Source organism: Nocardia sp. NBC_00508 (assembly GCF_036346875.1).
GTDB lineage: Bacteria > Actinomycetota > Actinomycetes > Mycobacteriales > Mycobacteriaceae > Nocardia.
This window is the reverse complement of record NZ_CP107852.1, coordinates 2853027-2876899: the sequence shown is the minus strand read 5'-3', so window position 1 is coordinate 2876899 and position 23873 is coordinate 2853027. Positions and strand designations below refer to the sequence as shown.

Below are 23873 nucleotides of genomic sequence, written 5' to 3'. Positions count from 1 at the left end.
TGCGGCACCCGTCTGGTACGGCCTGAAGGCCCGGAAAGGCGGGGGAGCGCCGATCGCAGGACCTGAGCGCAAATCCCTTGCCACCCGACTGGTACGGCCTAAGGGCGCCGACAGAGGGGGGAGAGACGCGGGCGAGCGAACGATGCGTAAACATGCGGCGAACGAGTTCGTAAGGGGCCATGACCTGCGCGAAACTTCGTGTACCCGGAGTTGGCCAACCGGTCGGCGACCGTACGATTCAAGTGTGAGTGTTCCCCAGGCCGTGCTGTTGGCAGTCGTCGCGGCTGTCGTCGGCCTGGCAGTCGGCGGGCTACTTATCCCGTATGTGAATGCCAGGCAGGCCGCCCGCAGGCAGGCCGAGTCGGGTCTCACCATGTCGCAGGTCCTCGACCTGATCGTGCTCGCCTCCGAAAGCGGCATCGCGGTGGTCGACGAATACCGCGACGTCGTGCTGGTCAACCCGCGTGCGGAGGAACTCGGCCTGGTCCGCAACCGCCTGCTCGACGAGCGCGCCTGGGCCGCGGTGGAGAAAGTGCTGGCCACCGGTGAGTCCGCCGAGTTCGATCTCACCGCCAAGAACCCGGTCCCCGGCCGCGGCCGCATCGCCGTGCGTGGCGTGGCCAGGCAACTATCGCGCGAAGAGACCACGTTCACCGTGCTGTTCGCCGACGACGATTCCGAGCAGGCGCGCATGGAGGCCACCCGGCGCGACTTCGTCGCCAACGTCAGCCATGAGCTCAAGACCCCGGTCGGCGCGATGAGCCTGCTGGCCGAGGCCATGCTGGAATCGGCGGAGGACCCGGAGGCGGTACGTCACTTCGGCCAGCGCGTGCTCGGCGAATCGCGTCGGCTCGGCAAGATGGTGACCGAACTCATCGCGCTCTCGCGCCTTCAAGGCGCGGAGAAGCTGCCCGAGCTCGAGGTGGTGGACGTGGACACCGTGGTGATGCAGGCGGTGGACCGCTCGCGCACCGCGGCCGAGGCCGCCGGTATCACGGTCAGCACCGACCGGCCCAGCGGTCTCGAGGTGCTCGGCGATGAAACTCTGCTGGTCACCGCTCTGTCCAACCTGGTGGAGAACGCCATCGCCTATTCACCGCCCGGTTCGCACGTGTCGGTGAGCCGCTCGCTGCGCGGCGATCACGTGGCGATGGCGGTCACCGACCGCGGCATCGGCATCGCCAAGGAAGACCAAGAGCGGGTTTTCGAACGATTCTTCCGGTCCGACAAGGCGCGTTCCCGCGCCACGGGCGGCACCGGGCTCGGTCTGGCTATCGTCAAACACGTGGCCGCCAACCACAACGGGGAAATCACCCTGTGGAGCAAGTTGGGCACTGGATCGACGTTCACCTTGCGCATACCCGCCCACCACGAAGCAGGCGCCGACGACGACCACGACGGCGCCGTGGTGAGCACGATAGAAACAAGCCCGCGCCCCTCGGGGGCGGGCCGACCGAATGGTGTGGAGGCACGCAGATGACGAGTGTTCTGATCGTCGAGGATGAGGAGTCGCTGGCCGATCCGCTCGCGTTCCTGCTGCGCAAGGAGGGTTTCGAGGTCACCGTGGTCGGTGACGGGCCATCCGCGCTCGCCGAGTTCGACCGGTCCGGGGCGGACATCGTTCTGCTCGATCTCATGCTGCCCGGCATGAGCGGCACCGACGTGTGTAAGCAGCTGCGCACCCGCAGCGGCGTACCGGTGATCATGGTCACCGCGCGCGACAGTGAAATCGACAAGGTGGTCGGCCTGGAACTCGGCGCCGACGACTATGTCACCAAGCCGTATTCGGCGCGTGAGCTCATCGCGCGCATCCGCGCGGTGTTGCGGCGCGGCGCGGGCGAGGACCTGGACGGTTCCAGTGAGAGCGGCGTGCTCGAGGCCGGTCCGGTCCGGATGGACGTCGACCGGCACACGGTCATGGTGAACGGCAAGCCGGTCACGTTGCCGCTCAAGGAATTCGACCTGCTCGAATACCTGCTGCGCAACTCCGGGCGTGTACTCACCCGCGGTCAGCTGATCGACCGCGTCTGGGGCGCGGACTATGTCGGCGACACCAAGACCCTGGACGTGCACGTCAAGCGACTGCGCTCGAAGATCGAGGCCGACCCGGCCAAGCCGGAGCACCTGGTCACCGTCCGCGGCCTCGGCTACAAACTGGAAGCCTAGAACGAAGCCGAGCCCCTTCGCGGTCCTCCCATGCACCCCAGCCGCGACACCCATGTGCTCACCGAACAGCGCAGCTGATTTCGTGAGCACATGGGTAACTCCCCGGGCACGCCCAGAACCCGAGCGGCACCAAACGCAGGACCTGAACGCAGATCCCGCGCTACCCGACTAGTACGGCCTGAAGACCCGGAGAGGCGGTTACGGCAAGTAGATCCATGTGGTGCCGAGGGGGGTCTCGGTCTTCTGCAGGGTGATCCAGCCCAGATCGTCTTCCTGCATGCAGTCGTAGAGGTCCGCGGTGGTGGTGCCGCGGCAGGCGATCGTGTGCGAGGTGCCGTACGGGCTCGCGATGACGAGTTTGCCCGCGGCCTTGGCGTTGACCGCGGCCGGATCGGTGGCGGCGACGAACTCCGAGGTGAAGTCGTAGAACTTGTGCGGGTCGCCGTTCGGCTCCGCGTGGGCTACTCCGGTCAGCGAGAGGGCGGCGCCCACCGCGATGGTCGCCATGGTGAGAACTTTCTTCGACATAGCGGCACATCAAACCCCATTCGAGTGAAGCTCGCATGGCGAGAGGGTGAACCCGGCGCGTGCACGGGCGCACCGAGCGGGCGCTCGGTTGGCAAACGATCAGGCGGACGGACGATCGGAATCACGCATCCGCTCGGCGTGCACAGTGGCTGGGTGCACGGCGATCAGGCCGAGGCCTTCCCGGCGCTTGCAATGTCTGGCCAGCTCCTCATAGGCGGGAGCGCCGATCAGCTCGGTCAGCTCCGGCGCGTAGGTCTGCCAGACCGGCCTGCTGCCGACATGGGCGTCGGGGGAGCCGGAGCAGTACCAGTCCAGGTCGGCTCCGCCCGGACCCCAGCCGCGGCGGTCGTATTCGGTGATCACGGTGCGCAGAATCTGTACGCCGTCGGGGCGGTCCACCCACTCCTGGGTGCGGCGGATGGGTAGCTGCCAGCACACGTCGGGCTTCACTTCCAGCGGTTCGATGCCGCGGCGCAGCGCCATGGTGTGCAGTGCGCAGCCGACGCCGCCCTCGAAGCCGGGACGGTTGAGGAAGATGCAGGCGCCGTCGAACCGGCGGGTGCGCAGCGCGGGCTCGTCGTCCAGCTCGTCGAGTTCCAGGTAGCCCTTCTTGGTGACCTTGCCTTCCTCGTCGGTGGCTTCGTCCCGCAGCTGCCAATCCCGCGGTGTGAGCATTTTCACAGCGCGTTGCAGCCGTTTGCGATCGTCGTCGTCGGAGAGGAAGGCGCCGTGTGAGCAGCAACCGTCGTCGGGCCGGTCGGCCAGAATGCCCTGACAGGCTGGTGTGCCGAAGACGCACGTCCACCTCGACAGCAGCCACGTCATATCGGCGACGATCAGATGCTCGTCGTTTGCCGGATCGACGAACTCGACCCATTCCCGGGGGAAGTCGAGATCGACTTCGGAAGCCGGGTCGATCTTCCCCGCTGGTCGGGACCGGGTCGGGCCGCTCGTGGATGCGCCTACCGTCACAATTGAGGACGCTAACAGTTCGATCGCCTGGGCTGAAGTGCCCCCGCACCCAGTACCGTGTTCATGTGCGGCTTGGGGTACTCGACGTCGGAAGCAATACCGTTCACCTGCTCGTGGTGGACGCGCATCGTGGCGGTCATCCCCTGCCCATGAGCTCGACGAAAGCAACTCTGCGGCTGTCGGAGAACATCGACGAGGCCGGCCGCATCACCCAGGCGGGCGCGCAGCGGCTGATCGACACCGTCGCCGAATTCGCCAGCATCGCCGAGACGTCCCGGTGCGTCGAGCTGATGCCGTTCGCCACCTCGGCGCTGCGCGAGGCGACCAACTCCGACGAGGTCCTCGCCGAGGTGCGCGCGTCGACCGGTGTCGACCTGCAGGTGCTCTCCGGCGTCGACGAGGCGCGGCTGACCTTTCTCGCGGTGCGCAGGTGGTACGGCTGGAGCGCGGGGCGCATCCTCAATCTGGACATCGGTGGCGGATCGCTGGAGATGACCAACGGCGGCGACGAGGAACCCGACGTCGCGTTATCGCTGCAACTGGGTGCGGGCCGGTTGACGAGGGAATGGCTGCGCGAGGATCCACCGGGCAAGCGCAGGGTCGCCGTGCTGCGCGACTGGCTCGACGCCGAGCTGGTGGTCCCGGCGAAGAAGCTGATCGAGCCGGGCAAGCCCGACCTCGCCGTCGGCACATCGAAGACGTTCAGATCCCTGGCAAGACTGACCGGCGCGGCTCCTTCCACCGCCGGCCCACGGGTGCGCCGTACACTGACCAGCTCAGGTCTGCGCCAACTGATTGCGTTCATCTCGCGGATGACGGCGTCGGACCGTGCAGAATTGGAAGGCGTAAGTTCCGATCGGTCACAGCAATTGGTGGCTGGCGCACTGGTCGCGGAGGCGAGTATGCGGGCACTATCGCTGGATACGTTGGAGATTTGTCCGTGGGCGCTGCGCGAAGGGCTCATCCTGCGCAAACTGGATACCGATATGAATGGTGGACCCGAAGCAATCTACTCAGCGGGCCCGGCGGCCGGAGACGGTAAGCCGGCGCCCGGCGGTGGCGCGCCGCTGTCGGGCCCGATCGGGACGGTGTCGTCATGAGTGAGCGCAGCGAGCGAACAATGGACACAGCCGAGCTCTCGCTCGTGCCGGTGCCGAGCGTCAGCGAGGCGCGGGCATGAGTGACGACTCCAAGCAGCTGTCGGTCGCGGAGCTGCTGGCACGCAACGGCCAGCAGGGTGCCGCCTCGTCCGGCGGGGGCAGGCGTCGCCGCAGCGGTCGCGGTATCTCCGTTGCCGAACTGACCGGCGACCTGCCGGTCATCCGGGAGGGCGGCGGCCATTCGGCGCATGCCGCGCCCGATTCCGTCGCGGAGGAGGAGCCTGCGTACGCACCGCCCTCGTTCGACCCCCCCGCGCCCGAGCCGGTTTCCTACGCACCGGAACCCGAGCCCGATCCGTCGGCGTATTCGCCCATGTCGGGCCCGATTTCGATGTACGACCCGCTGGCCGGCTATGCCCAGCCCGAGCCGCCGCGGGCGGACGATCCTGGGTCTGGGTGGTCGAGCCGGGTGATGCCGGGCCGGGAGATGCCCACCTCCGCGCGGCACGGTGCGCCTTTCGACCCACTCTCGCCGGATACCCCGGTGTCCGAACTCTTTTCGGCCGCGCCGGGCCCGTATGTGCCGGACCCGCCATCCAGCGGTGCCGTGCCCGAGCCGCCGCCACGCTCCGGGCGCAGGCGCAGACGGGATGAGCCGGAGGAGGAGGCCACCGACGAACGGTCCTGGCACGAGATCCGGCCCGACCCGTACGGCCGGGACGTGCTGCCCGACCACAGGGGCGCCGAACTCGGCCGCACCGGCCACGCGGACTTCGATGAGTCCGGCTTCGGCCGGTCCGAACGCGGCAGGTCGAACGGGCTCCCCGAGCGCAACGGTGTCCAAGGCGGCCGCGCGGCCAGACGCAGGGCGGCCGAGGCGGCGGAGGCGGTCGAGGAACTCGGCCCGAGCACCGCGGCATGGTCCCCGGCCACGGGCGGCTTCGCACCCGAGTCGGAGCCGCTGCCGCTGCCCGACGCGAGACCGAAGCCGGGACGGCCGCTTCCTCCCGATCCACAGCCGGAGGCGCACCGAAGGTCACCCGGGCGCAACGCCGCGGGCGAGAACGGCCTTCCAGCCTGGTCCGTTCGGCGCCACAAGTCGCAGGACCCGGGCCCGGAGTCCGGCAGCATCCCGACCGCCGCGTGGTCACTGGCCAGTCAGGACCAGCAACTGCTTTCCGGCCAGACGGTCGCGGGTGACCTGCTGCGCGACGGCATGGAGCGGAGCGAGCGCGCCGGAGCGGACCGGCGGGGCAGGCGCGGCGCGCGCCCTGCCGAGCGTTCGGCCGTCGACGTCGGGGAGCTGGACGGCGCCACCGATGTCTACGAGCCGATCGAGCTGGACGACGACGAGGAGACCGAGGCCGCCGAGCGCGCCCGCGCCAGGTCACCGCGGCGGTCGCGGGCGGTCAAGAAGGCGGAGGACGATGCCAACCGGCGCCAGTGGATGATCCTGGGCGGCCAGAGCACCGGGGCGGCCGTCGCGGGAATGTTGCTGTTCAAGGGTTTCGAGCGCATGTGGGAGATGCTGCCCTGGGTGGCGCTGGCCCTGGCGATGATCGTGATTCTCGGCTTGGTGGCCCTGGTGCGGATTCTGCGCAGGACCGACGACATCCTCAGCACGGTGATCGCCGTCGTCGTGGGGATCTTCGTCACCTTGGGGCCGCTAGCCTTTCTCCTCAGCACGAACTGAGTAGGGAGCGGCGGTGGGCAAAATCGGGCAGGCGGGCGAGAACAGGGTGCGGCAGGCGCCCGCGGCGGGCTCGTGGACCGGAGCCGTCTCGCCGGATGAATCCGGTGGCGCGTCTCGGCCGACGCCGATCCAGGTCGGCCTGTCGACGGCTTCGGTGTACCCGCAGAATGCCGAGGCCGCATTCCGATACGCGGCCGAACTCGGCTACGACGGCGTCGAATTGATGGTCTGGGCGGAACCGGCCAGTCAGAGCATCGCCACCGTCCAGACCTACTCCCGCAGATACGGTGTCCCGGTGCTCGCCCTGCACGCGCCGTGCCTGCTGATCTCGCAGCGGGTGTGGGGCTCGGACCCGATCGCGAAGCTCGAGCGCAGTGTGCGTACCGCGGAGGCGCTCGGCGCGCGAACCGTGGTGGTGCACCCGCCGTTTCGGTGGCAGCGCCGCTACGCGGCGGGGTTCGCCGCGCAGGTCGCCGAGTTGGAGGAGAACAGCCCGGTCATCGTCGCGGTGGAGAACATGTTCCCGATGCGGGCGGACACACTGTTCGGCAGGCGCGAAGGCGCGGTCAAACGGCTGGAGCGGCGCGGCGGGCCCGGTCCGGCGCTCACCGCGTTCAGCCCGTCCTATGACCCCACCGACACCGGTTTCCGGCACTACACCCTCGATCTGTCGCACACCGCGACCGCGGGCACCGACCCGCTTGCCTTGGCCGCCCGCATGGGCCCTGGCTTGGCGCACCTGCACTTGGCCGACGGCCGCGGCGCTGCCCACGACGAACATCTGGTTCCCGGCGAGGGCACCCAGCCGTGTGTCGAGGTGTGCGAGAGTCTGGTGCGCGCCGGCTTCACCGGCCAAGTGGTGGCCGAGATCAACACGCAGAATGCTCGCACCACCCAGGACCGGGCCGCCATGCTGCACCGCACGCTGGCGTTCGCGCGCGGGCACCTCCACGTTGCCGCCGCCGCGCCCGCGCCCACCGGGGCGAACCACGCCTCGGCCGAGCCGCCGATGTGATGCTCGTCCCAACCGCCGGCACAACGAAATTCGGTGCCACACCCTGCGTTGTACGCTGTACGAACGCTGCTCGGCGGCGTCATGGACGACAGGAGTGAGGATGACGACGGAGCTGACGGCCGATCTCGGCCCGGCTGCCACGGCCGAGGCGCCTTTCAGCCAGGTGTGCGCGCTGACCGAACTGACGCCGTCCACCCCGGACACCGGCCGCTACCTGGGCGTCATCGACGAGATCTGGACCATCGGTCCGAAGGTGCACGGCGGGACGATGGTCGCTGCCAGCGCTGCGGCGGCGACCAACTGGCTGCGCGCGACCGATCCTGCCCTGGTCGGCATGGCCCCGATCGCCGCGAGTTCCGACTTCCTCGGCGCGCCCGATCCCGGCGAGGTCGAGTACGAGGTGCGCATCCGCAAGGTCGGCCGCCAGATCTGCCTGGCCGACACCGAGCTCATCCAGAACGGCCGTGTCCTGGTCCGCACGGCGTTGACCTTCGGCCGCCTGGACGACGCCGACCCGATCTACGCGCCGCAGCACGCCGACATGCCCGCGCAGCCGCCTGCCGACGCGATCGGCTACCAGCCGGGCTCGCCGATGGGCGAGGTGGTGCACGTAGGCCAGGGCGCCGACATCTACCTCGACCGCGAATGGGCCCGCTTCCTCGACAGCGAGAAAGGTGAACCGCGCCTGCGACTGTGGATGCGTCCGCGGCCGGGCGACGAGCAGGACCCCGACGTCGCCATGTTCTTCGCGATGATGACCGCCGACATGAGCCCGCCGGTGCCGGCGAACCTCGGGCACTTCGGCTGGGCGCCCACCGTACAGATGACCACCTACCTGCGCCGCAGGCCCGCACCCGGCTGGCTGCGGATCATCGCGACCACGCATGAGGTCGGCGGGCGGATGTTCGACGAGGACCAGTTGGTGCTGGACTCGACCGGGGGCGTCGTCGCCCAGAGTCGTCAACTTGCGCTCGTTCCCCAGCGCTGAGCGCGAGTGCGTGCCGTCTAGCCTTGACACCCATGACGAGAATTGCGGTGATCGGCGGCGGCCGCATCGGTGAGGCGTTGGTCGCCGGTTTGCTGGAATCCGGGCGACTGGCCAAGGAATTGGTCGTCGTCGAGACGCATCGGGAACGGGCCGATCTGATCGCCGATCGTCTCGGCATCCGGGTCACCGACGACGTGACCGATGCGGCCGTCGGCGCGGATCTGCTGGTGATCGCGGTGAAGCCGGGCGACGTGGACGCCGTGCTCGCCCCGTTGGGCAAGGCCGAGCTGGGCAGCGACCGCGATCAGGTGCTGGTTTCGTTGGCTGCGGGTGTGCCGACCTCCCGGTTGGAGGGCAAGTTGCCCGCCGGATTCCCGGTCGTGCGGGTGATGGCGAATACGCCGATGCTGGTGGGGCAGGGCATGAGCGTGATCGCACCGGGTCGGTACGCACGCGATCAGCATCTAGAGCTGGTCACCGAGATGCTCGCCGCGGTGGGCAAGGTGGTGACCGTCGCGGAGAGCCAGATGGACGCGGTCACCGCGGTGTCCGGATCGGGGCCCGCCTACTTCTTCCTGATCGTCGAGGCCATGGTGGACGCGGGTGTCGGGCTCGGACTGACCAGGGATGTCGCCACCCAGCTCGTGGTGCAGACCATGGTCGGCTCCGCCGCCCTGCTGGACGGGTCCGGCCAGACCGCCGCGGAACTGCGCGCCGCGGTCACCTCGCCCGCGGGCACCACCGCGGCCGCGATGCGCGAGCTGGAGCGCGGCGGACTGCGCTCGTCCTTCATCGAGGCGCTTTACGCGGCCAAGCAACGGTCGGCCGAACAGGGCGCGTCAGCGGAATGACCGGTCTATTTCCGATCGGAAAACCCGATTTCTCACTCCCGTCGCAATAACACCACTGGTCCCGCTAAGCTTCAAGGAGCACGTGCGTGTCTGTTCCGCCGGTGGGGAAGCCGGCGGCGCGGACGTGCCGGAGGTCAATGGTGCAATGATGTCTTCGAATAAGATGTCTGCAAGTTCCGGAGCGTCCGGCGGCTCCGGTCCCGCAGGCGGTCGGGGGAATTCCCGTACCCAGCGTGAGGCCGCGTCGCAGGGGCAATCCGTGCTCGGCGGCGGCACTCAGTTTCTCACCGTCGCCGAAGTGGCGAATCTGATGCGGGTATCCAAGATGACGGTGTATCGGCTCGTGCACTCGGGCGAGTTGCCCGCCGTGCGCGTCGGTCGATCGTTCCGAGTGCACGCCAAAGCGGTGCACGACTATCTGGAAACCTCCTATTTCGACGCTGGATGAGGCGGTTTCGGGACTACCGGGGCGGGCCGGTACGATAGCTCTTCGGTTCGTGTTCGCCCGCCGGTGGCATCGCTGTTGGTTGCCTCGTGGTCTCCGGCGGCGCGAACACAGGGCGTGAGCTTGTCGAGCGACCCCGGCTGGTCCGCCGGGGCCCGGCGGTTGGGCGTCCGGCAATCGCGTACGGAGAGCGTGCGCGCCGAGTAGAGAGAACGCGAGGACAACCCTATGGGTTCTGTGATCAAGAAGCGCCGCAAGCGCATGTCGAAGAAGAAGCACCGCAAGCTGCTTCGCCGCACGCGTGTTCAGCGTCGCAAACTCGGCAAGTAAGCGTCGCTGCGCGGTAGCTGCGGAGGCCCGTCACCAATAGGTGACGGGCCTTTCATTTGAAAGTTGAAATTTTGGAATCGGCATTTGTATCAGGTGACTGAAGTCATCGTTAGATCCTGGTTAATAACCTCGGTGAGCGGGTAGGCACCCGCTACGCTAGGACCGGGAATAAACACAACGCGGCTGGCCGACGGGAAGCGGGTGCCGGTGGGTTCTGAGGGTCGGGAAGGACACACACCGAGGGTAGTGCTGGTCACCGGAGCCAGCCGGTTCTTCGGTGGCACGGTCGTCGCGCGACTCGCCCAGGTTCCCGGCATCGAGCGCATTCTCGCCGTCGACACGATGACACCCGGCCGGGAGTTGCAGCGGCGCATGGGCCGCGCGGAATTCGTGCGCGCCGACATTCGAAACCCGTTGATCCGTAAAGTGATCGATGGTGGCGGGGTGGACACGGTGGTGCACACCGCCGTGCTGGCCCGCCCCCCAGCGGGCGGCGGTCGCGCGGTGATGAAGGATCTGAACGTCCTCGGCGCGATGCAGCTGTTCGCCGTGTGTCAGAAGGCGCCGTCGGTGCGCCGGGTGGTGTTGCGCTCCTCCTCGGCGGTGTACGGGTGCAGCGCAAAGGATCCCGCGAAATTCAGCGAGGAAATGAGTGCGCGCACGCCGCCGCGGGGCGGGTTTGCGCGCGACCTGATCGATATCGAAGGTTATGTTCGCGGGCTCGCGCGCCGGCGTCCCGATATCGCCACGTCAATTCTGCGCTTCGCCCCGATCGTGGGTCCGCGACTGGCCGCGCGCGGTGTGCAATATTTGCGTTCGCCGGTGACACCGACCGTATTCGGCCGGGACGCCAGGATGCAGCTGCTGCACGAGGAGGACGCGGTGGCCGCGCTGACCCTCGCGGCGCGCAACGCGGCGAGCGGCACGTACAACATCGCCGGTGACGGCGCGCTGTCGCTCTCGCAGGCGGTCCGGCGGGCGGGCCGGCTCGAGTTGCCGGTGCCCTTCACGGTGTTCCGCACCGCGGGGCGCCTGCTGATGGGTCCGGTGATGCGCGAGTTCTCCACCGAACAGCTCGACTATTTCCACTTCGGTTGTGGCCTGGACACCACGCGGATGCGCACCGAACTCGGGTTCGAGCCGCGCTGGACGACGGTACAGGCGTTCGACGACTTCATCGGGGGCGCAGCGTTGCGGCCCGTAGTCGATCCAGCGTGGATCGACGCCGCAGAACACAAACTGCTCGGCCTGCTCGGGGCCGGTACGGGAGCACATCAATGAGTGACGTAGCAAAGGTCATCCAACTGCACGACCTCCAGGTAGAGGCGCGCCAGCGGCCTGTGCCGCGACGCCTTTCCGCTCCCAGTCCGGTGACGTCGCTGATCGAGCGGCGCGCCACAGTGGCGCCGCCCGCGCCGCGGTCGGTGTCGGAAATGGTGCGCGGCGCACTCGGCAAGCAGGTCACCAAGACCGCCGATTTCGCCCGCCGCAGGTTCACCGGCGATTACCAGGTCGACGAGTTCGGTTTCGACGAGCACCTGCTCGAGTCGCTCATCCTGCCCGCGCTGCGCCCGCTGTCGGACCTGTGGTTCCGGGTGGAGGTCAGCGGGATGGACAACATCCCCGAAGCGGGCGGCGCACTGATCGTGTCCAACCACGCGGGCACCGTGCCACTGGACGGTCTGATGCTGCAGCTGGCCGTGCACGACAGGCACCCCAAGCAGCGTGCGTTGCGCCTGCTCGCCGCCGACCTGATCTTCGAGATGCCGGTCCTCGGGGTCCTGGCCCGCAAGGCAGGGCACACGCTGGCCTGCCGCGAGGACGCCGAACGGCTGTTGCGCTCCGGTGAGCTGACCGGTGTATTCCCGGAAGGCTTCAAGGGCGTGGGCAAGCAGTACACCGACCGCTACAAACTGCAGCGCTTCGGACGCGGCGGTTTCGTCGCCGCGGCGGTGCGCACCGGCGTGCCGATCATCCCGTGCTCCATCGTGGGTTCCGAGGAGATCTACCCGAAGCTGGCCGATCTCAAGCCGCTGGCCCGGCTGCTCGGGCTGCCATATTTCCCGGTGACGCCGCTGTTCCCGCACCTGGGCGTGCTCGGCGCGATGCCGCTGCCGTCGAAGTGGTACATCGAGTTCGGCACCCCCATCGCGACCACCGGCTACGAGCCGGAGGCAGCCGACGACCCGATGACCATGTTCGAGATCACCGACCAGGTGCGCGAGACCATCCAGCAGACGCTCTACAAGCTGCTCACCAAGCGCCGCAACGTCTTCACGGGGTGAACGGCTAGCTGCTGTCGCGGCGGCGGGTCACTGCCGCGGCGACGGCGCCACCCGCGGCGCCGAGAGCGAGTGCGGTCGGCACGCCGATCTTGGCGGCCTTGCGCCCGGTCCGGAAGTCGCGGATCTCCCAGCCCCGATTCTTCGCGACCTCACGCAGGTCCGAATCCGGGTTGATCGCCACCGCGGTGCCGACCAGCGAAAGCATCGGCACGTCGTTGTGGCTGTCGGAGTAGGCGGTGCACCGCTTGAGGTTCAGGCCTTCGCGGATCGCCAGCGTGCGCACCGCGTGCGCCTTGCCGAGGCCGTGCAGGATGTCACCGACCAGACGTCCGGTGAAGTTCCCGTCCACGCTTTCGGCGACGGTGCCCAGCGCGCCGGTCAGACCGAGCCGTTTCGCGATCACCTGCGCAAGCTCGACCGGTGTCGCGGTCACCAGCCATACCTGCTGGCCCGCGTCCAGGTGCATCTGGGCGAGCGCGCGGGTGCCTGGCCAGATCTTGTCGGCGATGATCTCGTCATAGATCTCCTCGCCGAGCGCGGCGAGTTCGGCGGTGGAGCGGCCGGCGATGAACTCCAGCGCCTTTTCCTTGCCGCTGGCCATGTCGGTGCTGCTTTCCTTGCCGGTGACCCGGAACTTCACCTGCTTCCAGGCCACGTCCACCAGATCGGAGGTCTTGAAGTACTTGCGCGCGGCAAGCCCGCGGGCGAAATGGACGATCGACGCGCCCTGCACCATGGTGTTGTCGACGTCGAAGAACGCTGCCGCGGTCAGGTCGCGCGGCGCCTCCGGTCCCGCGGCTTCCGCCTCGCCCGCGGCCAGCTCCGCGTCGTGCAATGTCAGCGCGGCGTCCGCACTCGCCTCACCCGCCAGGTTGGCGCGCAATTCCTCTTCGCTCGGGCCGAAGGGGCTGCGCGAGATGCGGGCGAGCTGGTCCTGCAGCCCTTGGCCCATCTGGCTCAGATTCCACCGAGCCGGAAACTCACCGAACCGTCCCGCGATGAATCCGGCCCTTGCCACCTTCGATCGTTCCGGCACCAGTACCTCCGCCCGTCGCGCGAACCATGTCAACAGTAGCCGGATCGGGTGACAGTCACCGCAGAAGGCGGTCTGCGACACCATCGAGTGGCGCGTACCGAGCCGTCGAGGCGAGCGGGCCCCCGATTAAATATTCGTCATGACCAATCCCACACATTCGGTGACATTGCTTACCCGGGCCCGCTGCGGTCTGTGTGCGACAGCGCTGGAACAGCTGCGCGTGATCTGTGCCGAATTCGGTATCCAACCGGCAACCCTCGACGTCGACGAAGCCGCCGCAACCGACCCTGGCCTGCGTGCGGAGTACGGCGACCGGCTTCCCGTCGTCTTGCTCGACGGCCGCGAACACAGCTATTTCGATGTCGACGAGACCCGGTTGCGAGCCGACCTGAGCCGCTGAGCGACGCGGTTTCCGGCCCGTTTCGGCCGCTGCCCTGGTCGGGACGGAAAATGAGGCCAATTTCACCGACTTTGTGCAGGGCTTCACAAGCAGTTACGGTGGTGGCACGCGACCCGCATGCCGAGGCTGCGGAGCCGCCCCGAAATCCGAAACTTCGACACCGTGGCACCGGACCGTCCCGGGTCAGAGGGTCGAACGACGAACCGGTGCCCGAGGGTCCGGGACGAGGAGCCGACGACGTGACAGAGCAGCATGAGGCGCCAGGCGGCGTCTCCGGCAGGGCTCTGCAGAAAGACATCCCGCAGGCCACCGTCGCGCGGCTGGCTACCTATCTTCGGGTCCTCGCCATGTTGGCCGACGACGGTGTTGCCATCGTATCGAGTGAGGAACTGGCTGTCGCGGCGGGTGTCAATTCGGCCAAATTGCGCAAGGATCTGTCCTTCCTCGGCCCCAACGGAGTTCGTGGCGTCGGGTACGACGTGGCCAAGCTGCGTTCCAGGATCGAGGACGTGCTCGGCCTGTCGAAGGGCCACCGCGTGGTGCTGGTCGGTGCGGGAAATCTGGGCCGGGCCCTGGTCGGGTACGGCGGCTTCCGGCGGCGCGGATTCAGCGTGGTCGGCATGTTCGACAGCCACCCCGAGGTGATCGGCATGTCGGTCGCCGGTCTGGTGGTGGGTGATGTCGCCGAACTGGCCGAAGCGGTCGCGGAGCTGGAGCCGACCATCGCGGTCATCACCGTTCCCGACGACGCGGCCCAGGACGTGTGCGATCGCCTTGTCGCGGCCGGCTTGCAGTCGATCCTGAGCTTCGCTCCGTGCGAGCTGGTGGCGCCGGAGTCGGTCGAGGTGCGCCGCGTGGATCTGGCCGTGGAAATGCAGATGCTTTCCTTCGAACGGGTGCGCAACGCGGAGCAGACCTCGTTACCGGAGGTCGCGCACGGTGGGTCGGCCCGCATCGGCCGTCATCTGCCGGCGCCGCACGCGGGGTCCGCGCACCCGGCACTTCAGCACTCGGCAACCCCGCATACGGCAACGGAGCCAAGCAGCAAGGGATCGGTGGTCACACCATGAGTGAGCGCAGCGAGCGGATCGATCAGCGCGGCACGGCGGTGCCGGGCGTTAGCGAGGCGCGCGCATGAGTGTTCTTCTCGTCGGCATCTCGCATCGCAGCGCGCCGGTATCGGTGCTGGAGAAGGTGGCAATCACCGATGCCGACCGGCCGAAGCTGATCGATCGCCTGCTCGCCTCCAGTCACGTGTCCGAGGCGATGATCGTCTCCACGTGCAACCGGGTGGAGGTCTACGCGGTGGTCGACGCCTTCCACGGCGGCCTGGCCGAGATCGGCGACCTGCTGACCAAGCACTCCGGCCTCCCACTGCCCGATCTGACCAAGCACGCCTATGTCCGCTACTCCGAGGCCGCCGCCGAGCATCTGTTCGCGGTGGCCAGCGGCCTGGACTCGATGGTGGTCGGCGAGCAGCAGGTGCTCAGTCAGATTCGGGGCGCCTATGCCTCCGCCGACGCGCAGCAGGCCGTTGGGCGGACCCTGCACGAGCTGGCCCAGCACGCACTGCGGGTCGGCAAGCGGGTGCACGCGGAGACCGGGATCGATCGCGCGGGCGCTTCGGTGGTGTCGGTGGCGCTGGATCGTGCGCAGCACGTCCTCGGGCCGCTGGCCGGTCGGACGGCCGCGGTCGTCGGGGCGGGCGCGATGGGCGGCCTTGCGGTAGCGCATCTTTCGCGCGCGGGAATCGGCCGGATCATCGTGGTGAACCGCACCATGGGGCGGGCGCGCAGGCTCGCTGAGACCGCGCGCACCCACGGCGTCACCGCCGAGGCGAAAGAGCTGTCCCGGCTCACCGAGGCGATGGCCGCGGCCGACGTGGTGGTCACCTGTACCGGCGCGGTCGGCGCGGTCGTGACGCTCGCCGACACGCACCGCGCGCTGACCGACCGCGAGCGCGGCGAGGAATTCGCCACGGTGGAGCGGCCATTGGTGTTCTGCGATCTCGGCCTGCCCCGCGATGTCGAGCACGCCGTGGCCGGGCTGCCGGGCGTCACGCTCATCGACATCGAGACGTTGCAGCGCGATCCCGCCGCGGGCGCCGCCGCCGACGACACGGCGGCCGCGCGCTCGATCGTCGCCGACGAACTCGCCAAATACCTTGCCGGACAGCGGATGGCCGAGGTCACCCCGACCGTTGCCGCGCTACGACAGCGCGCGGCGGAGGTGGTCGAGGCCGAACTGCTCCGCCTGGATTCGCGGCTGCCCGGCCTGGCCGACCCGGAGCGCGACGAGGTCGCGCGCACGGTCCGCCGCGTGGTCGACAAGCTGCTGCACGCGCCGACCGTGCGGGTCAAGCAGTTGGCGTCCACGCCGGGCGGCGACAGCTACGCCGAGGCGCTGCGCGAGCTGTTCGAACTGAAACCGGGTGCGGCGCAGGCGGTCGCCGCGCCGATGGAGATCACCGCGCTCGCCGGCGAGCGCGCCGAGATCACTTTGGCCGACGGAGAGATCGCGCTGGCCGACGACTTCACCGCGGGCCATCGCGGCGAGGAACAGGGGCAGACGGCATGACCATGGTGCACCAAGAAGGCAACGCGACAACGCAAGCCCCCCGAGCGCCTTGGCGTATCGGCACCCGGGGGAGCCTGCTCGCGCTCACCCAGGCGGGCACGGTGCGCGACGCGCTGATCGCCGCCGGGCACCCGGCGGAGCTGGTCGTGATCAAGACCGCCGGAGACCTGTCCGCCGATCCCGTGCAGAAGATCGGCGTCGGCGTGTTCACCTCCGCGCTACGCGACGAACTGGCCGCAGGCGCGATCGACATCGCGGTGCATTCCTACAAGGATCTGCCGACCGCGCAGGACCCGCGCTTCACAATCGCCGCCATCCCGCCCAGGGAGGATCCGCGTGATGCGCTGGTCGCACGGGACGGACTGGTGCTGGGCGAGCTGCCCGCGGGAGCCAAGGTCGGCACCTCCGCGCCGCGCCGCGCCGCCCAGTTGCTGGCGCTCGGTCTCGGCTTGGACATCGTCCCGCTGCGCGGCAACCTGGACACCCGGCTGCGCAAGGTCAGCGAGGGTGAGCTGGACGCCGTCGTGGTGGCCAGGGCCGGACTGGCCCGTATCGAGCGGCTGGACGCGGTCACCGAGGCGCTGGAGCCGGTGCAGATGCTGCCCGCTCCCGCCCAAGGCGCGCTCGCGGTGGAGTGCCGCAGCGACGATGCCGCCACCGTGGAGATCCTGACCGGCCTGGACGACGCGGCCACCCGCGCGTCCGTGCTCGCCGAAAGATCACTGCTGGCCGAGCTGGAGGCCGGCTGCACCGCCCCGATCGGCGCGCTCGCCGAGGTGGTCGAGTCGCTCGACGACGAAGGGCGGATCGTGGACGAGCTCTCGCTGCGCGCATGCGCGGCAGCCGTCGACGGGTCCGACGTCTTACGGGCGTCGGTGGTCGGCGCCCCTGCGGACGCGGCAGAGCTCGGCCGTGCGCTTGCCCGCGAGTTGCTCGACATGGGCGCGCGCGAGCTGCTCGCCACCGAACCGGACGACGGTTCCCCCGCCCGGGCGGCGCGTCCGTCCGGCACAGACTTGCCCAACCCCAGCCCAATGGAGAACAGCCGATGAGCGAGCGAATCCTCACCGCGCCTTCGGGCATGCCGGAGCCGAGCAATAGCGAGGTGCAGGCATGAGCCGAGGCACGAAGAAGCACCCCGGTCGGATCCTTTTCGTCGGATCGGGTCCCGGTGACCCGGCGCTGCTCACGGTGCGGGCCCGTGAGGTGATCGGACGGGCGATGCTGGCTTTCACCGATCCGGACGTCGACAAGGGCGTGCTGGCCTTGATCGGCACCGAGGTCGAGCCGGGCCCCGACGGCGAACGCCCGGTCGACGTGCGGCCTGCGCTCGGCGAGCCCGCCGAAGTGGCCAAAACGCTGATCGCCGAGGCGCGCGCCGGGCATGACGTGGTGCGCGTGGTCGCGGGCGACCCGCTGACCACCGACTCGGTGATCGCCGAGGTCAACGCCGTCACCCGGTCGCACATGGTCTTCGAGGTGCTGCCCGGCCTGCCCAACGGCTCGGCGGTGCCCAGCTACGCGGGCATCGCGCTCGGCTCCGGGCACACCGAGGCCGATGTGCGCGGCGAGGTCGACTGGGCCGCGCTGGCGGCCGCGCCCGGTCCGCTCGTGCTGCACGCGACCTCCGGGCACCTGGCCGAGACCGCGAGCGCCCTGGTGGAGCACGGCATGGCGCCGCAGACCCCGGTGGCGGTGACGGTGCGGGGCACCACCCGCCAGCAGCGCACCATCGAGGCCACCTTGGCCACGCTGAACAGCGCGGCCTCCGAGCTGGTCGGCCCGCTGGTGGTGACCATCGGCAAGGTGGTCGCGCAGCGCTCGAAGATGTCGTGGTGGGAATCGCGCGCGTTGTACGGCTGGACCGTGCTGGTGCCGCGCACCAAGGAGCAGGCATCCGAGATGAGCGAGCGGCTCGTCACGCATGGTGCCATCCCGATGGAGGTCCCCACGATCGCTGTCGAGCCGCCGCGCAGCCCGGCCCAGATGGAGCGCGCGGTCAAGGGCCTGGTCGACGGGCGCTACCAGTGGGTGGTGTTCACCTCCACCAACGCGGTGCGCGCGGTGTGGGAGAAGTTCGCCGAGTTCGGCTTGGACGCTCGGGCGTTCTCCGGTGTGAAGATCGCCTGTGTCGGCGAGGCCACCGCGGACAAGGTGCGCTCGTTCGGCATCAACCCCGAACTGGTGCCGAGCGGTGAGCAGTCCTCCGAGGGGCTGCTGGCCGACTTCCCGCCGTACGACGACGTTTTCGACCCGGTGAACCGGGTGCTGCTGCCGCGCGCGGACATCGCCACCGAGACGCTGGCCGAGGGTCTGCGCGACCGCGGCTGGGAGATCGATGACGTCACGGCCTACCGGACGGTGCGCGCGTCGCCGCCGCCCGCCGAGACGCGCGAGATGATCAAGACCGGCGGCTTCGACGCGGTCCTGTTCACCTCGTCCTCCACGGTGCGCAACCTGGTTGGCATCGCGGGCAAGCCGCACGCGCGCACGATCGTGGCGTGCATCGGCCCCAAGACCGCCGAAACCGCCATCGAGTTCGGCCTGCGCGTGGACGTGCAGCCCGAGGTGGCCCAGGTCGGTCCGCTGGTCGAGGCACTCGCGGAGCATGCCGCTCGCCTGCGCGCCGAGGGATTGCTGCCGCCGCCGCGCAAGAAGAGCCGCCGCAGCCGCTGAGTTGGGTCTAATTTGCAGCGCCTGCGGCGCTGCGTGTTCGCGGCTGTGCTGGTTTGGCCGCGACTTCGTCGCGGCGTGTTCGCGGCCCGCTCGGACGTGAGCCGGGCCGCGAACGGGCGATGCTCGGTCTCGCTTCGCTCGAAACCGGAGGTTGCGCCGTGTGGTTGCGAGGAGTTCAACAGACGCCCAACCTCGGCGGCTCGGTATGGCGGCGGGGCTACGTGCTCGTGGCTTGGGCATTCGTCGCGATCGGGCCGTCGCGCAACGTGAGGTGGGCCAGGTGACATCTCGCGCTGTGCCGGGCTCGCAGAAGTTGGCTGATTCTGTCGCGTCGGCGGGTTACCGCTGCGGTGCCGGCCTTGCCCTCGGTGCCGCGAGCAAGGCCGGCACGCCGATCTCGGCGCCTGGTCCGCAAGTTCGGTCCGCTGTGGCAGGCAGCGGCGGGACTCACCCATCGAGTCTTAGTACCGCCTGCGCATCAGCGTGCGGACCATGGTGCAGGTGGCGTCGGAGGGCGGCCGGATGCCGATCACCTCGGCGGTATGTCTGATCCGCTTGTTGGTGGCGTAACTCGGTGCGTAGACCCCCGAGTCGAGCAGGGCGATCGCCAGGCGCATCGCCTTCAGACGCCGGTTGTGTATGACATACCACGCGCGGGGACGGCCCGGCGGCAACGGGCGCTTCTGCAACGGCGCGTAGGGGCGATCGATGAGAACGGTTTGTGGTGTGCGCACTGGCATCCCTCCCGTGGCGATCGGGGGCGGCGAGCCCCCTCGAACGTATCTTCGATTCTACCCTGGGGTACCGACAAATTCCGCTGGCCACAAGGCTTTTCACCGGCGACGTGGCGCAACGGCTCACAGATCGTGCAGCAGCCGTAACGACTGTGGATGGCCGAGCGCGGCTGCGCGTTCGAGCCACTGCCTGGCCTCCTGCTGTGCCTGGGTGCGGCCGGTCGCGATCTCGGCGGCGGTCCGCAGCACCTCAGGGTCGGCGAAATCGCCTGCGAGGTAAGGCGTATTCGCCGCGCGCAGCAAGAGCGCGAGGTGGAACATCGAGTCCGGATCGCCCGCATCCGCGCCCTTACGCAGCCACCGCTCGCCCTCCACCCGCTCACCGCGATCCAAGTGCAGGGCCCCGAGCACCGCCATCGCGTCGATCCTTCCGCGGCGCGCGGCTTCGATGAGCAGAGCGATCGCACGGTCGAATTCGCCACGGCGGGCCAGGTGCAGACCGAGACTGCGCATGGCCGTGGGGCTTCCAGCGTGAACCGCGCGTTCGTACCAGCGCTCGGCCCCGGCATCGTCGCCCCGCCGATTCGCGAGAACGCCCATGTTGCATAGTGCTTCGGGCAGCCCGTTCTCGGCCGCGGGTCGCAACCAACGCTCGGCCCCGTCCAGATTCCCACGCTCCAGGTGCAGCAGGCCCAATTGCACCCGCGCGGGCTCGCTGCCGCATGCGGCGGCTTTCTCCAACCAGCGGATCCCCTCGCCGATCCGGCCGTCGGCTCCCAGTAGCGCGCCGAGCATCTCCATGGCAGGCACGCTGTCGGCCGTAGCGGCGCGGCGCAGCCAGTGTTCGGCGCCCGCCGCGTCGCCCGCGTCCCACAGCGCTTCGGCGCGCCGCTGCATGGCGAGCAGTTCGGCTTCGCTCGGAGGCTCGGTCATCTCAGCATTCCCTGCCCGGCGGCTTTCGGCGGATGTCACGTCACTGGTCATCGCGGTGGCCCGATCGGAGCCGGGTACCCGTGCTCGCGCGCGTAGGCGATCAACTGCGCGTCGTAGTTGCTCAGGCTGTCCAGCAGCCAGGTGTGTCCAGTGTCCTTGACGACCACGATCGGTCCTCGGGTGCCCGGTGGGAAGGTGGGCACCGCGCCGTCGATATACCAGGACGTGGTCGACCACGGAAAGATGAAGGCCCAGCCGATGTCGCAGACCCGCTCCGGCGGGCCGAGCTGCAAGGGGTCGGCCGGAGTGCTGTGCCGTGCGCTATGGGCCGCGAGCAGGTGCCGCGCGCTGTTGCGGGCCACCCGCACGTCCAGCGGGCCCGCGGTGGTGTCGGGGAACGGCAGATTCGCCTCGGCACCGGCCAGCAGCCGTCGGACCGCTCCGGGCGCCACCTGGCACGGCCTGCTCTGCAGGCGGACGAAAACGGTGTGGGCGGTCTCGGAGTATCGCAGCCCGATGATGGCATCCTCGGTGTCGCCGACGAGGTGCGTGCCGCGGCTGCGCGCCCATTCGGGTTCATCGGGTCGGATGCCGAGGGTGGCGAAGGCGGCATGCGCCCCGGGCATCAGCTGGGGCACGGCCCGTTGCCGTGTGACGAACTCGACGAAGATGTTCCGCCCGGTGGCGTCGGCGCGCCAAGCCCGCAGCGTGGTCGCGGGTGGGGGCAGGTCGCCGGTCAGCACCGGCCACCAGTCCGACAGCAGTACCGCCACCCACGATTCGAAGTCGGCGGCTCTGGCCAGCGAGATATCGATGTGCGGATCGGTCATGCTGTCCCCCAGCGGGTCTCGCCTAGTCGGAGTATGCGCCTTGGGATAGGTCTTCGGTGTGATTTCACGCACACCAAACGTGACGCGATCCTCGTCCGCACCATCAGGGCCGCGAACACGCGACACCGCAGCCGGTGCCAGTCGAACCGCGTCTGCCTCGACACGTAACAATATCGGCCCCACCTGCGGTTTCGGGCGAACATCCCAGTTCGCCTTCGCCGCTCTCCGCGATATGAAAATGTGCCCCTATCCGACGTTTCAGCGGGGGCCGAGGCGCACATTCGGGAGAAACGAAATCATTGCCCGTTCCCGGCTCGGCTCGCGTCCTAGTGATGGAGTCCCAGCGAGGGTCGCTGACCGGCGAACGCCGGAGTGCCGGGGCACTGCCAAGGACGCTCCGGTTGCACTCAACGCAACCTGTCGGCTCAACTCCCGCTTTCGAGCGAAGCGAGATCGAGCATTGCCCGTTCGCGGCCCGGCTCGCGTCCTGGTGGGCCGCGGCGTGTGTGATGGAGTCCCAGCGAGGGTCGCTGACCGGCGAACGCCGGAGTGCCGGGGCACTGCCAAGGACGCTCCGGTTGCACTCAACGCAACCTGTCGGCTCAACTCCCGCTTTCGAGCGAAGCGAGATCGAGCATTGCCCGTTCGCGGCCCGGCTCGCGTCCGAGCGGCCGCCGCGTCCGCGACGAAGTCGCCAGCGGCGGTCGCTCGGACGCGAGCCATAAGGGGGCCGCGAACACGCAGCGCCGAAGGCGCTGCAAATCAAACACAGCCTGCTCGCGACAGCCGATCACGCCGGGCGTATCGTGCGATTCATGACCGGAATGGACCGCCCGCGGCGGTTGCGCCGTACCCCGGCTTTGCGTCGTCTCGTGGCCGAAACAACACTGGAACCACGGCAATTGGTGTTGCCGATGTTCGTGGCCGACGGCCTGGAGGAGCCGCGCCCGATCGGCTCGATGCCGGATGTGGTGCAGCATTCGATGGACTCGCTACGCAAGACCGCCGTCGAGGCCGTCACGGCGGGCGTCGGCGGGATCATGCTGTTCGGCGTGCCACGTCCGGAGGACAAGGACGCCGTCGGCAGTCAGGCCAGCGATCCGCAGGGCATCCTCAACCGTGGCCTGCGCGCGCTCGCCGACGAGGTGGGCGATTCGACCGTGGTCATGGCCGACACCTGTCTGGACGAATTCACCGACCACGGCCATTGCGGCGTGCTCGCGGCCGACGGCGCCGTCGACAACGACGCCACGCTGGACCGCTACGTCGAGATGGCGCTCGCGCAAGCCGAGGCCGGCGCCGACCTGCTCGGCGCCAGCGGCATGATGGATGGCCAGGTCGGCGCGATCCGGCGCGGACTGGACGCGGTCGGGCGCACCGAGACCGGCATCCTGGCCTACTCCGCGAAATACGCCTCGGCGTTCTACGGCCCGTTCCGTGAGGCCGTTGGTTCCTCGCTGCAAGGCGACCGGCGCACCTACCAGCAGGACCCGGCCAATCGCCGCGAGGCGATCCGCGAATTGGAGCTGGACCTCGCCGAGGGCGCGGACATCGTCATGGTGAAGCCGGCCATGTCGTATCTGGACATCGTGCGCGACGTCGCCGATCGTTCGACCGTCCCGGTCGCCGCCTACCAGATCTCCGGTGAGTACGCGATGATCACGGCCGCCGCCGAGCGCGGATGGATCGATCGCCGCGGTGCCATTCTCGAGTCGCTGATCGGTATCCGCCGGGCGGGCGCGGACATCGTGCTCACCTACTGGGCGACCGAGGCCGCGCACTGGCTGTCGTGACGAACATGGCGGGGCCGTTCGACATTCGGCCGGCCCGGGTCCCGATGCCGGAGGACGTCGGTACGGCGCGGCAATTGTGGTGGGGTGTCATCGGATTTGGCATAGTGCAGCTGATTTCGTCGGTCATTGCCGCGCTGGAGCGGCGGCGCGCCTTCGCCACGGAGGTCTTCGAACAGGCCAGGGCGCAGGACCCCCAGGTGACAATGGCCAGCGCCGAGCTGATGGTGTCGCTGGTGTACGTGGTCGTGGTGCTGATCGGGCTCGGCGTCGGGGCGCTCGCCTTGGTGCTCGTGCACCAGTTCGGGCGGGGCAAGCTCTGGGCGCGGACCGTGCTGACGGTGCTCGGTGTGTGGCTTGTGGTGATCGGCGTCGGCGCGCTGCTGGCGATCGACGCGGTTACCGGGACAGCTTCGCTGGTGGCGGGCGGCGCCTCGATCGTGCAGGCCGTGCTCGCGATCGGCGCCATCTATCTGTCGCACCGTCCGGAGTCCACCGCGTACTTCCAGCTGGGCAGACGCTGA

24 protein-coding genes are annotated in these 23873 nt (G+C 69.0%); 18 read left to right on the top strand and 6 right to left on the bottom strand.

Annotated elements, in window-relative coordinates:
• Nucleotides 1–244 precede the first annotated feature (244 nt).
• Together OHA40_RS12685 and OHA40_RS12680 are read left to right on the top strand one after the other, a co-directional pair.
• Nucleotides 245–1480 carry a sensor histidine kinase gene (locus tag OHA40_RS12685; protein WP_442943987.1) on the top strand — a complete coding sequence of 412 codons (1236 nt, stop codon included), beginning with the start codon at nt 245–247 and terminating at the stop codon, nt 1478–1480.
• Nucleotides 1477–2166, top strand: a complete 690-nt coding sequence (locus OHA40_RS12680; protein ID WP_067463564.1) for a response regulator transcription factor — start codon at nt 1477–1479, stop codon at nt 2164–2166. Before OHA40_RS12685 ends, OHA40_RS12680 begins: the two co-directional genes overlap by 4 nt.
• Before the next feature lie 198 nt (nt 2167–2364).
• Here the strand turns inward: OHA40_RS12680 and OHA40_RS12675 are convergent, their stop codons facing one another.
• Both OHA40_RS12675 and OHA40_RS12670 read right to left on the bottom strand, forming a co-directional pair.
• Nucleotides 2365–2694: a hypothetical protein gene (locus tag OHA40_RS12675; RefSeq protein WP_330233240.1), complete on the bottom strand. Its 330-nt coding sequence runs from the start codon at nt 2692–2694 to the stop codon at nt 2365–2367.
• A 99-nt stretch (nt 2695–2793) separates the two neighbouring features.
• The gene (locus OHA40_RS12670; protein WP_330233239.1) at nt 2794–3666 is read right to left on the bottom strand and encodes a hypothetical protein; all 873 of its coding nucleotides are present in this window, start codon (nt 3664–3666) and stop codon (nt 2794–2796) included.
• Nucleotides 3667–3731: 65 nt separating this feature from the next.
• Here OHA40_RS12670 and OHA40_RS12665 point away from each other — a divergent pair, with 65 nt between their 5' ends.
• The 9 genes from OHA40_RS12665 to OHA40_RS12625 all read left to right on the top strand — a co-directional run bounded on the left by OHA40_RS12665 (nt 3732) and on the right by OHA40_RS12625 (nt 12373).
• On the top strand, nt 3732–4766 hold the full coding sequence (locus tag OHA40_RS12665) for a Ppx/GppA phosphatase family protein (RefSeq protein WP_330233238.1): 1035 nt from the start codon (nt 3732–3734) through the stop codon (nt 4764–4766).
• A 76-nt stretch (nt 4767–4842) separates the two neighbouring features.
• Entirely contained in the window at nt 4843–6459 is a 1617-nt protein-coding gene (locus OHA40_RS12660) for a hypothetical protein (protein ID WP_330233237.1), read from the top strand.
• Nucleotides 6460–6586: 127 nt separating this feature from the next.
• On the top strand, nt 6587–7474 hold the full coding sequence (locus tag OHA40_RS12655; RefSeq protein ID WP_330234147.1) for a sugar phosphate isomerase/epimerase family protein: 888 nt from the start codon (nt 6587–6589) through the stop codon (nt 7472–7474).
• A 100-nt stretch (nt 7475–7574) separates the two neighbouring features.
• Nucleotides 7575–8462, top strand: a complete 888-nt coding sequence (locus tag OHA40_RS12650) for a thioesterase family protein (protein ID WP_330233236.1) — start codon at nt 7575–7577, stop codon at nt 8460–8462.
• A 32-nt stretch (nt 8463–8494) separates the two neighbouring features.
• Nucleotides 8495–9313 carry a pyrroline-5-carboxylate reductase gene (proC, locus tag OHA40_RS12645; RefSeq protein WP_330233235.1) on the top strand — a complete coding sequence of 273 codons (819 nt, stop codon included), beginning with the start codon at nt 8495–8497 and terminating at the stop codon, nt 9311–9313.
• Nucleotides 9314–9458: 145 nt separating this feature from the next.
• Complete coding sequence (locus OHA40_RS12640) at nt 9459–9761, top strand: helix-turn-helix domain-containing protein (RefSeq protein ID WP_373862752.1); 303 nt, start codon at nt 9459–9461, stop codon at nt 9759–9761.
• A gap of 225 nt (nt 9762–9986) precedes the next feature.
• Entirely contained in the window at nt 9987–10088 is a 102-nt protein-coding gene (locus tag OHA40_RS12635) for a 30S ribosomal protein bS22 (RefSeq protein WP_003402602.1), read from the top strand.
• A gap of 207 nt (nt 10089–10295) precedes the next feature.
• A complete protein-coding gene (locus tag OHA40_RS12630; protein ID WP_330233234.1) occupies nt 10296–11369 on the top strand; it encodes an NAD-dependent epimerase/dehydratase family protein in 1074 nt (357 codons plus the stop codon).
• Nucleotides 11366–12373, top strand: a complete 1008-nt coding sequence (locus tag OHA40_RS12625) for a lysophospholipid acyltransferase family protein (protein WP_330233233.1) — start codon at nt 11366–11368, stop codon at nt 12371–12373. The genes OHA40_RS12630 and OHA40_RS12625 overlap by 4 nt, the downstream gene beginning before the upstream one ends.
• Before the next feature lie 4 nt (nt 12374–12377).
• Here OHA40_RS12625 and OHA40_RS12620 read toward each other — a convergent pair whose 3' ends face one another.
• Nucleotides 12378–13325: an HAD family hydrolase gene (locus tag OHA40_RS12620; protein WP_330234146.1), complete on the bottom strand. Its 948-nt coding sequence runs from the start codon at nt 13323–13325 to the stop codon at nt 12378–12380.
• Nucleotides 13326–13548: 223 nt separating this feature from the next.
• Between OHA40_RS12620 and OHA40_RS12615 the strand changes: the two genes are divergently transcribed.
• From OHA40_RS12615 to OHA40_RS12595, 5 genes are all read left to right on the top strand, one after another.
• On the top strand, nt 13549–13809 hold the full coding sequence (locus tag OHA40_RS12615; RefSeq protein ID WP_330233232.1) for a glutaredoxin family protein: 261 nt from the start codon (nt 13549–13551) through the stop codon (nt 13807–13809).
• A gap of 239 nt (nt 13810–14048) precedes the next feature.
• Complete coding sequence (locus OHA40_RS12610) at nt 14049–14879, top strand: redox-sensing transcriptional repressor Rex (RefSeq protein WP_330233231.1); 831 nt, start codon at nt 14049–14051, stop codon at nt 14877–14879.
• 64 nt (nt 14880–14943) lie between these two features.
• Nucleotides 14944–16386 (top strand): glutamyl-tRNA reductase, encoded by a 1443-nt coding sequence (locus tag OHA40_RS12605; RefSeq protein ID WP_330233230.1) that lies wholly within the window; start codon nt 14944–14946, stop codon nt 16384–16386.
• Nucleotides 16383–17438 carry a hydroxymethylbilane synthase gene (hemC, locus tag OHA40_RS12600; protein WP_330233229.1) on the top strand — a complete coding sequence of 352 codons (1056 nt, stop codon included), beginning with the start codon at nt 16383–16385 and terminating at the stop codon, nt 17436–17438. The genes OHA40_RS12605 and hemC overlap by 4 nt, the downstream gene beginning before the upstream one ends.
• Nucleotides 17439–17499: 61 nt before the next feature.
• The gene (locus tag OHA40_RS12595) at nt 17500–19062 is read left to right on the top strand and encodes a bifunctional uroporphyrinogen-III C-methyltransferase/uroporphyrinogen-III synthase (protein WP_330233228.1); all 1563 of its coding nucleotides are present in this window, start codon (nt 17500–17502) and stop codon (nt 19060–19062) included.
• Nucleotides 19063–19523: 461 nt separating this feature from the next.
• Here OHA40_RS12595 and OHA40_RS12590 read toward each other — a convergent pair whose 3' ends face one another.
• The 3 genes from OHA40_RS12590 to OHA40_RS12580 form a co-directional block, all read right to left on the bottom strand.
• Nucleotides 19524–19796 (bottom strand): hypothetical protein, encoded by a 273-nt coding sequence (locus tag OHA40_RS12590; RefSeq protein WP_330233227.1) that lies wholly within the window; start codon nt 19794–19796, stop codon nt 19524–19526.
• A 123-nt stretch (nt 19797–19919) separates the two neighbouring features.
• Nucleotides 19920–20729 (bottom strand): tetratricopeptide repeat protein, encoded by an 810-nt coding sequence (locus OHA40_RS12585; RefSeq protein WP_330233226.1) that lies wholly within the window; start codon nt 20727–20729, stop codon nt 19920–19922.
• 47 nt (nt 20730–20776) lie between these two features.
• Nucleotides 20777–21559 carry a hypothetical protein gene (locus OHA40_RS12580; RefSeq protein ID WP_330233225.1) on the bottom strand — a complete coding sequence of 261 codons (783 nt, stop codon included), beginning with the start codon at nt 21557–21559 and terminating at the stop codon, nt 20777–20779.
• 815 nt (nt 21560–22374) lie between these two features.
• Between OHA40_RS12580 and hemB the strand changes: the two genes are divergently transcribed.
• Both hemB and OHA40_RS12570 read left to right on the top strand, forming a co-directional pair.
• A complete protein-coding gene (gene hemB, locus OHA40_RS12575; RefSeq protein ID WP_330233224.1) occupies nt 22375–23352 on the top strand; it encodes a porphobilinogen synthase in 978 nt (325 codons plus the stop codon).
• A gap of 5 nt (nt 23353–23357) precedes the next feature.
• Complete coding sequence (locus OHA40_RS12570; protein ID WP_330234145.1) at nt 23358–23873, top strand: hypothetical protein; 516 nt, start codon at nt 23358–23360, stop codon at nt 23871–23873.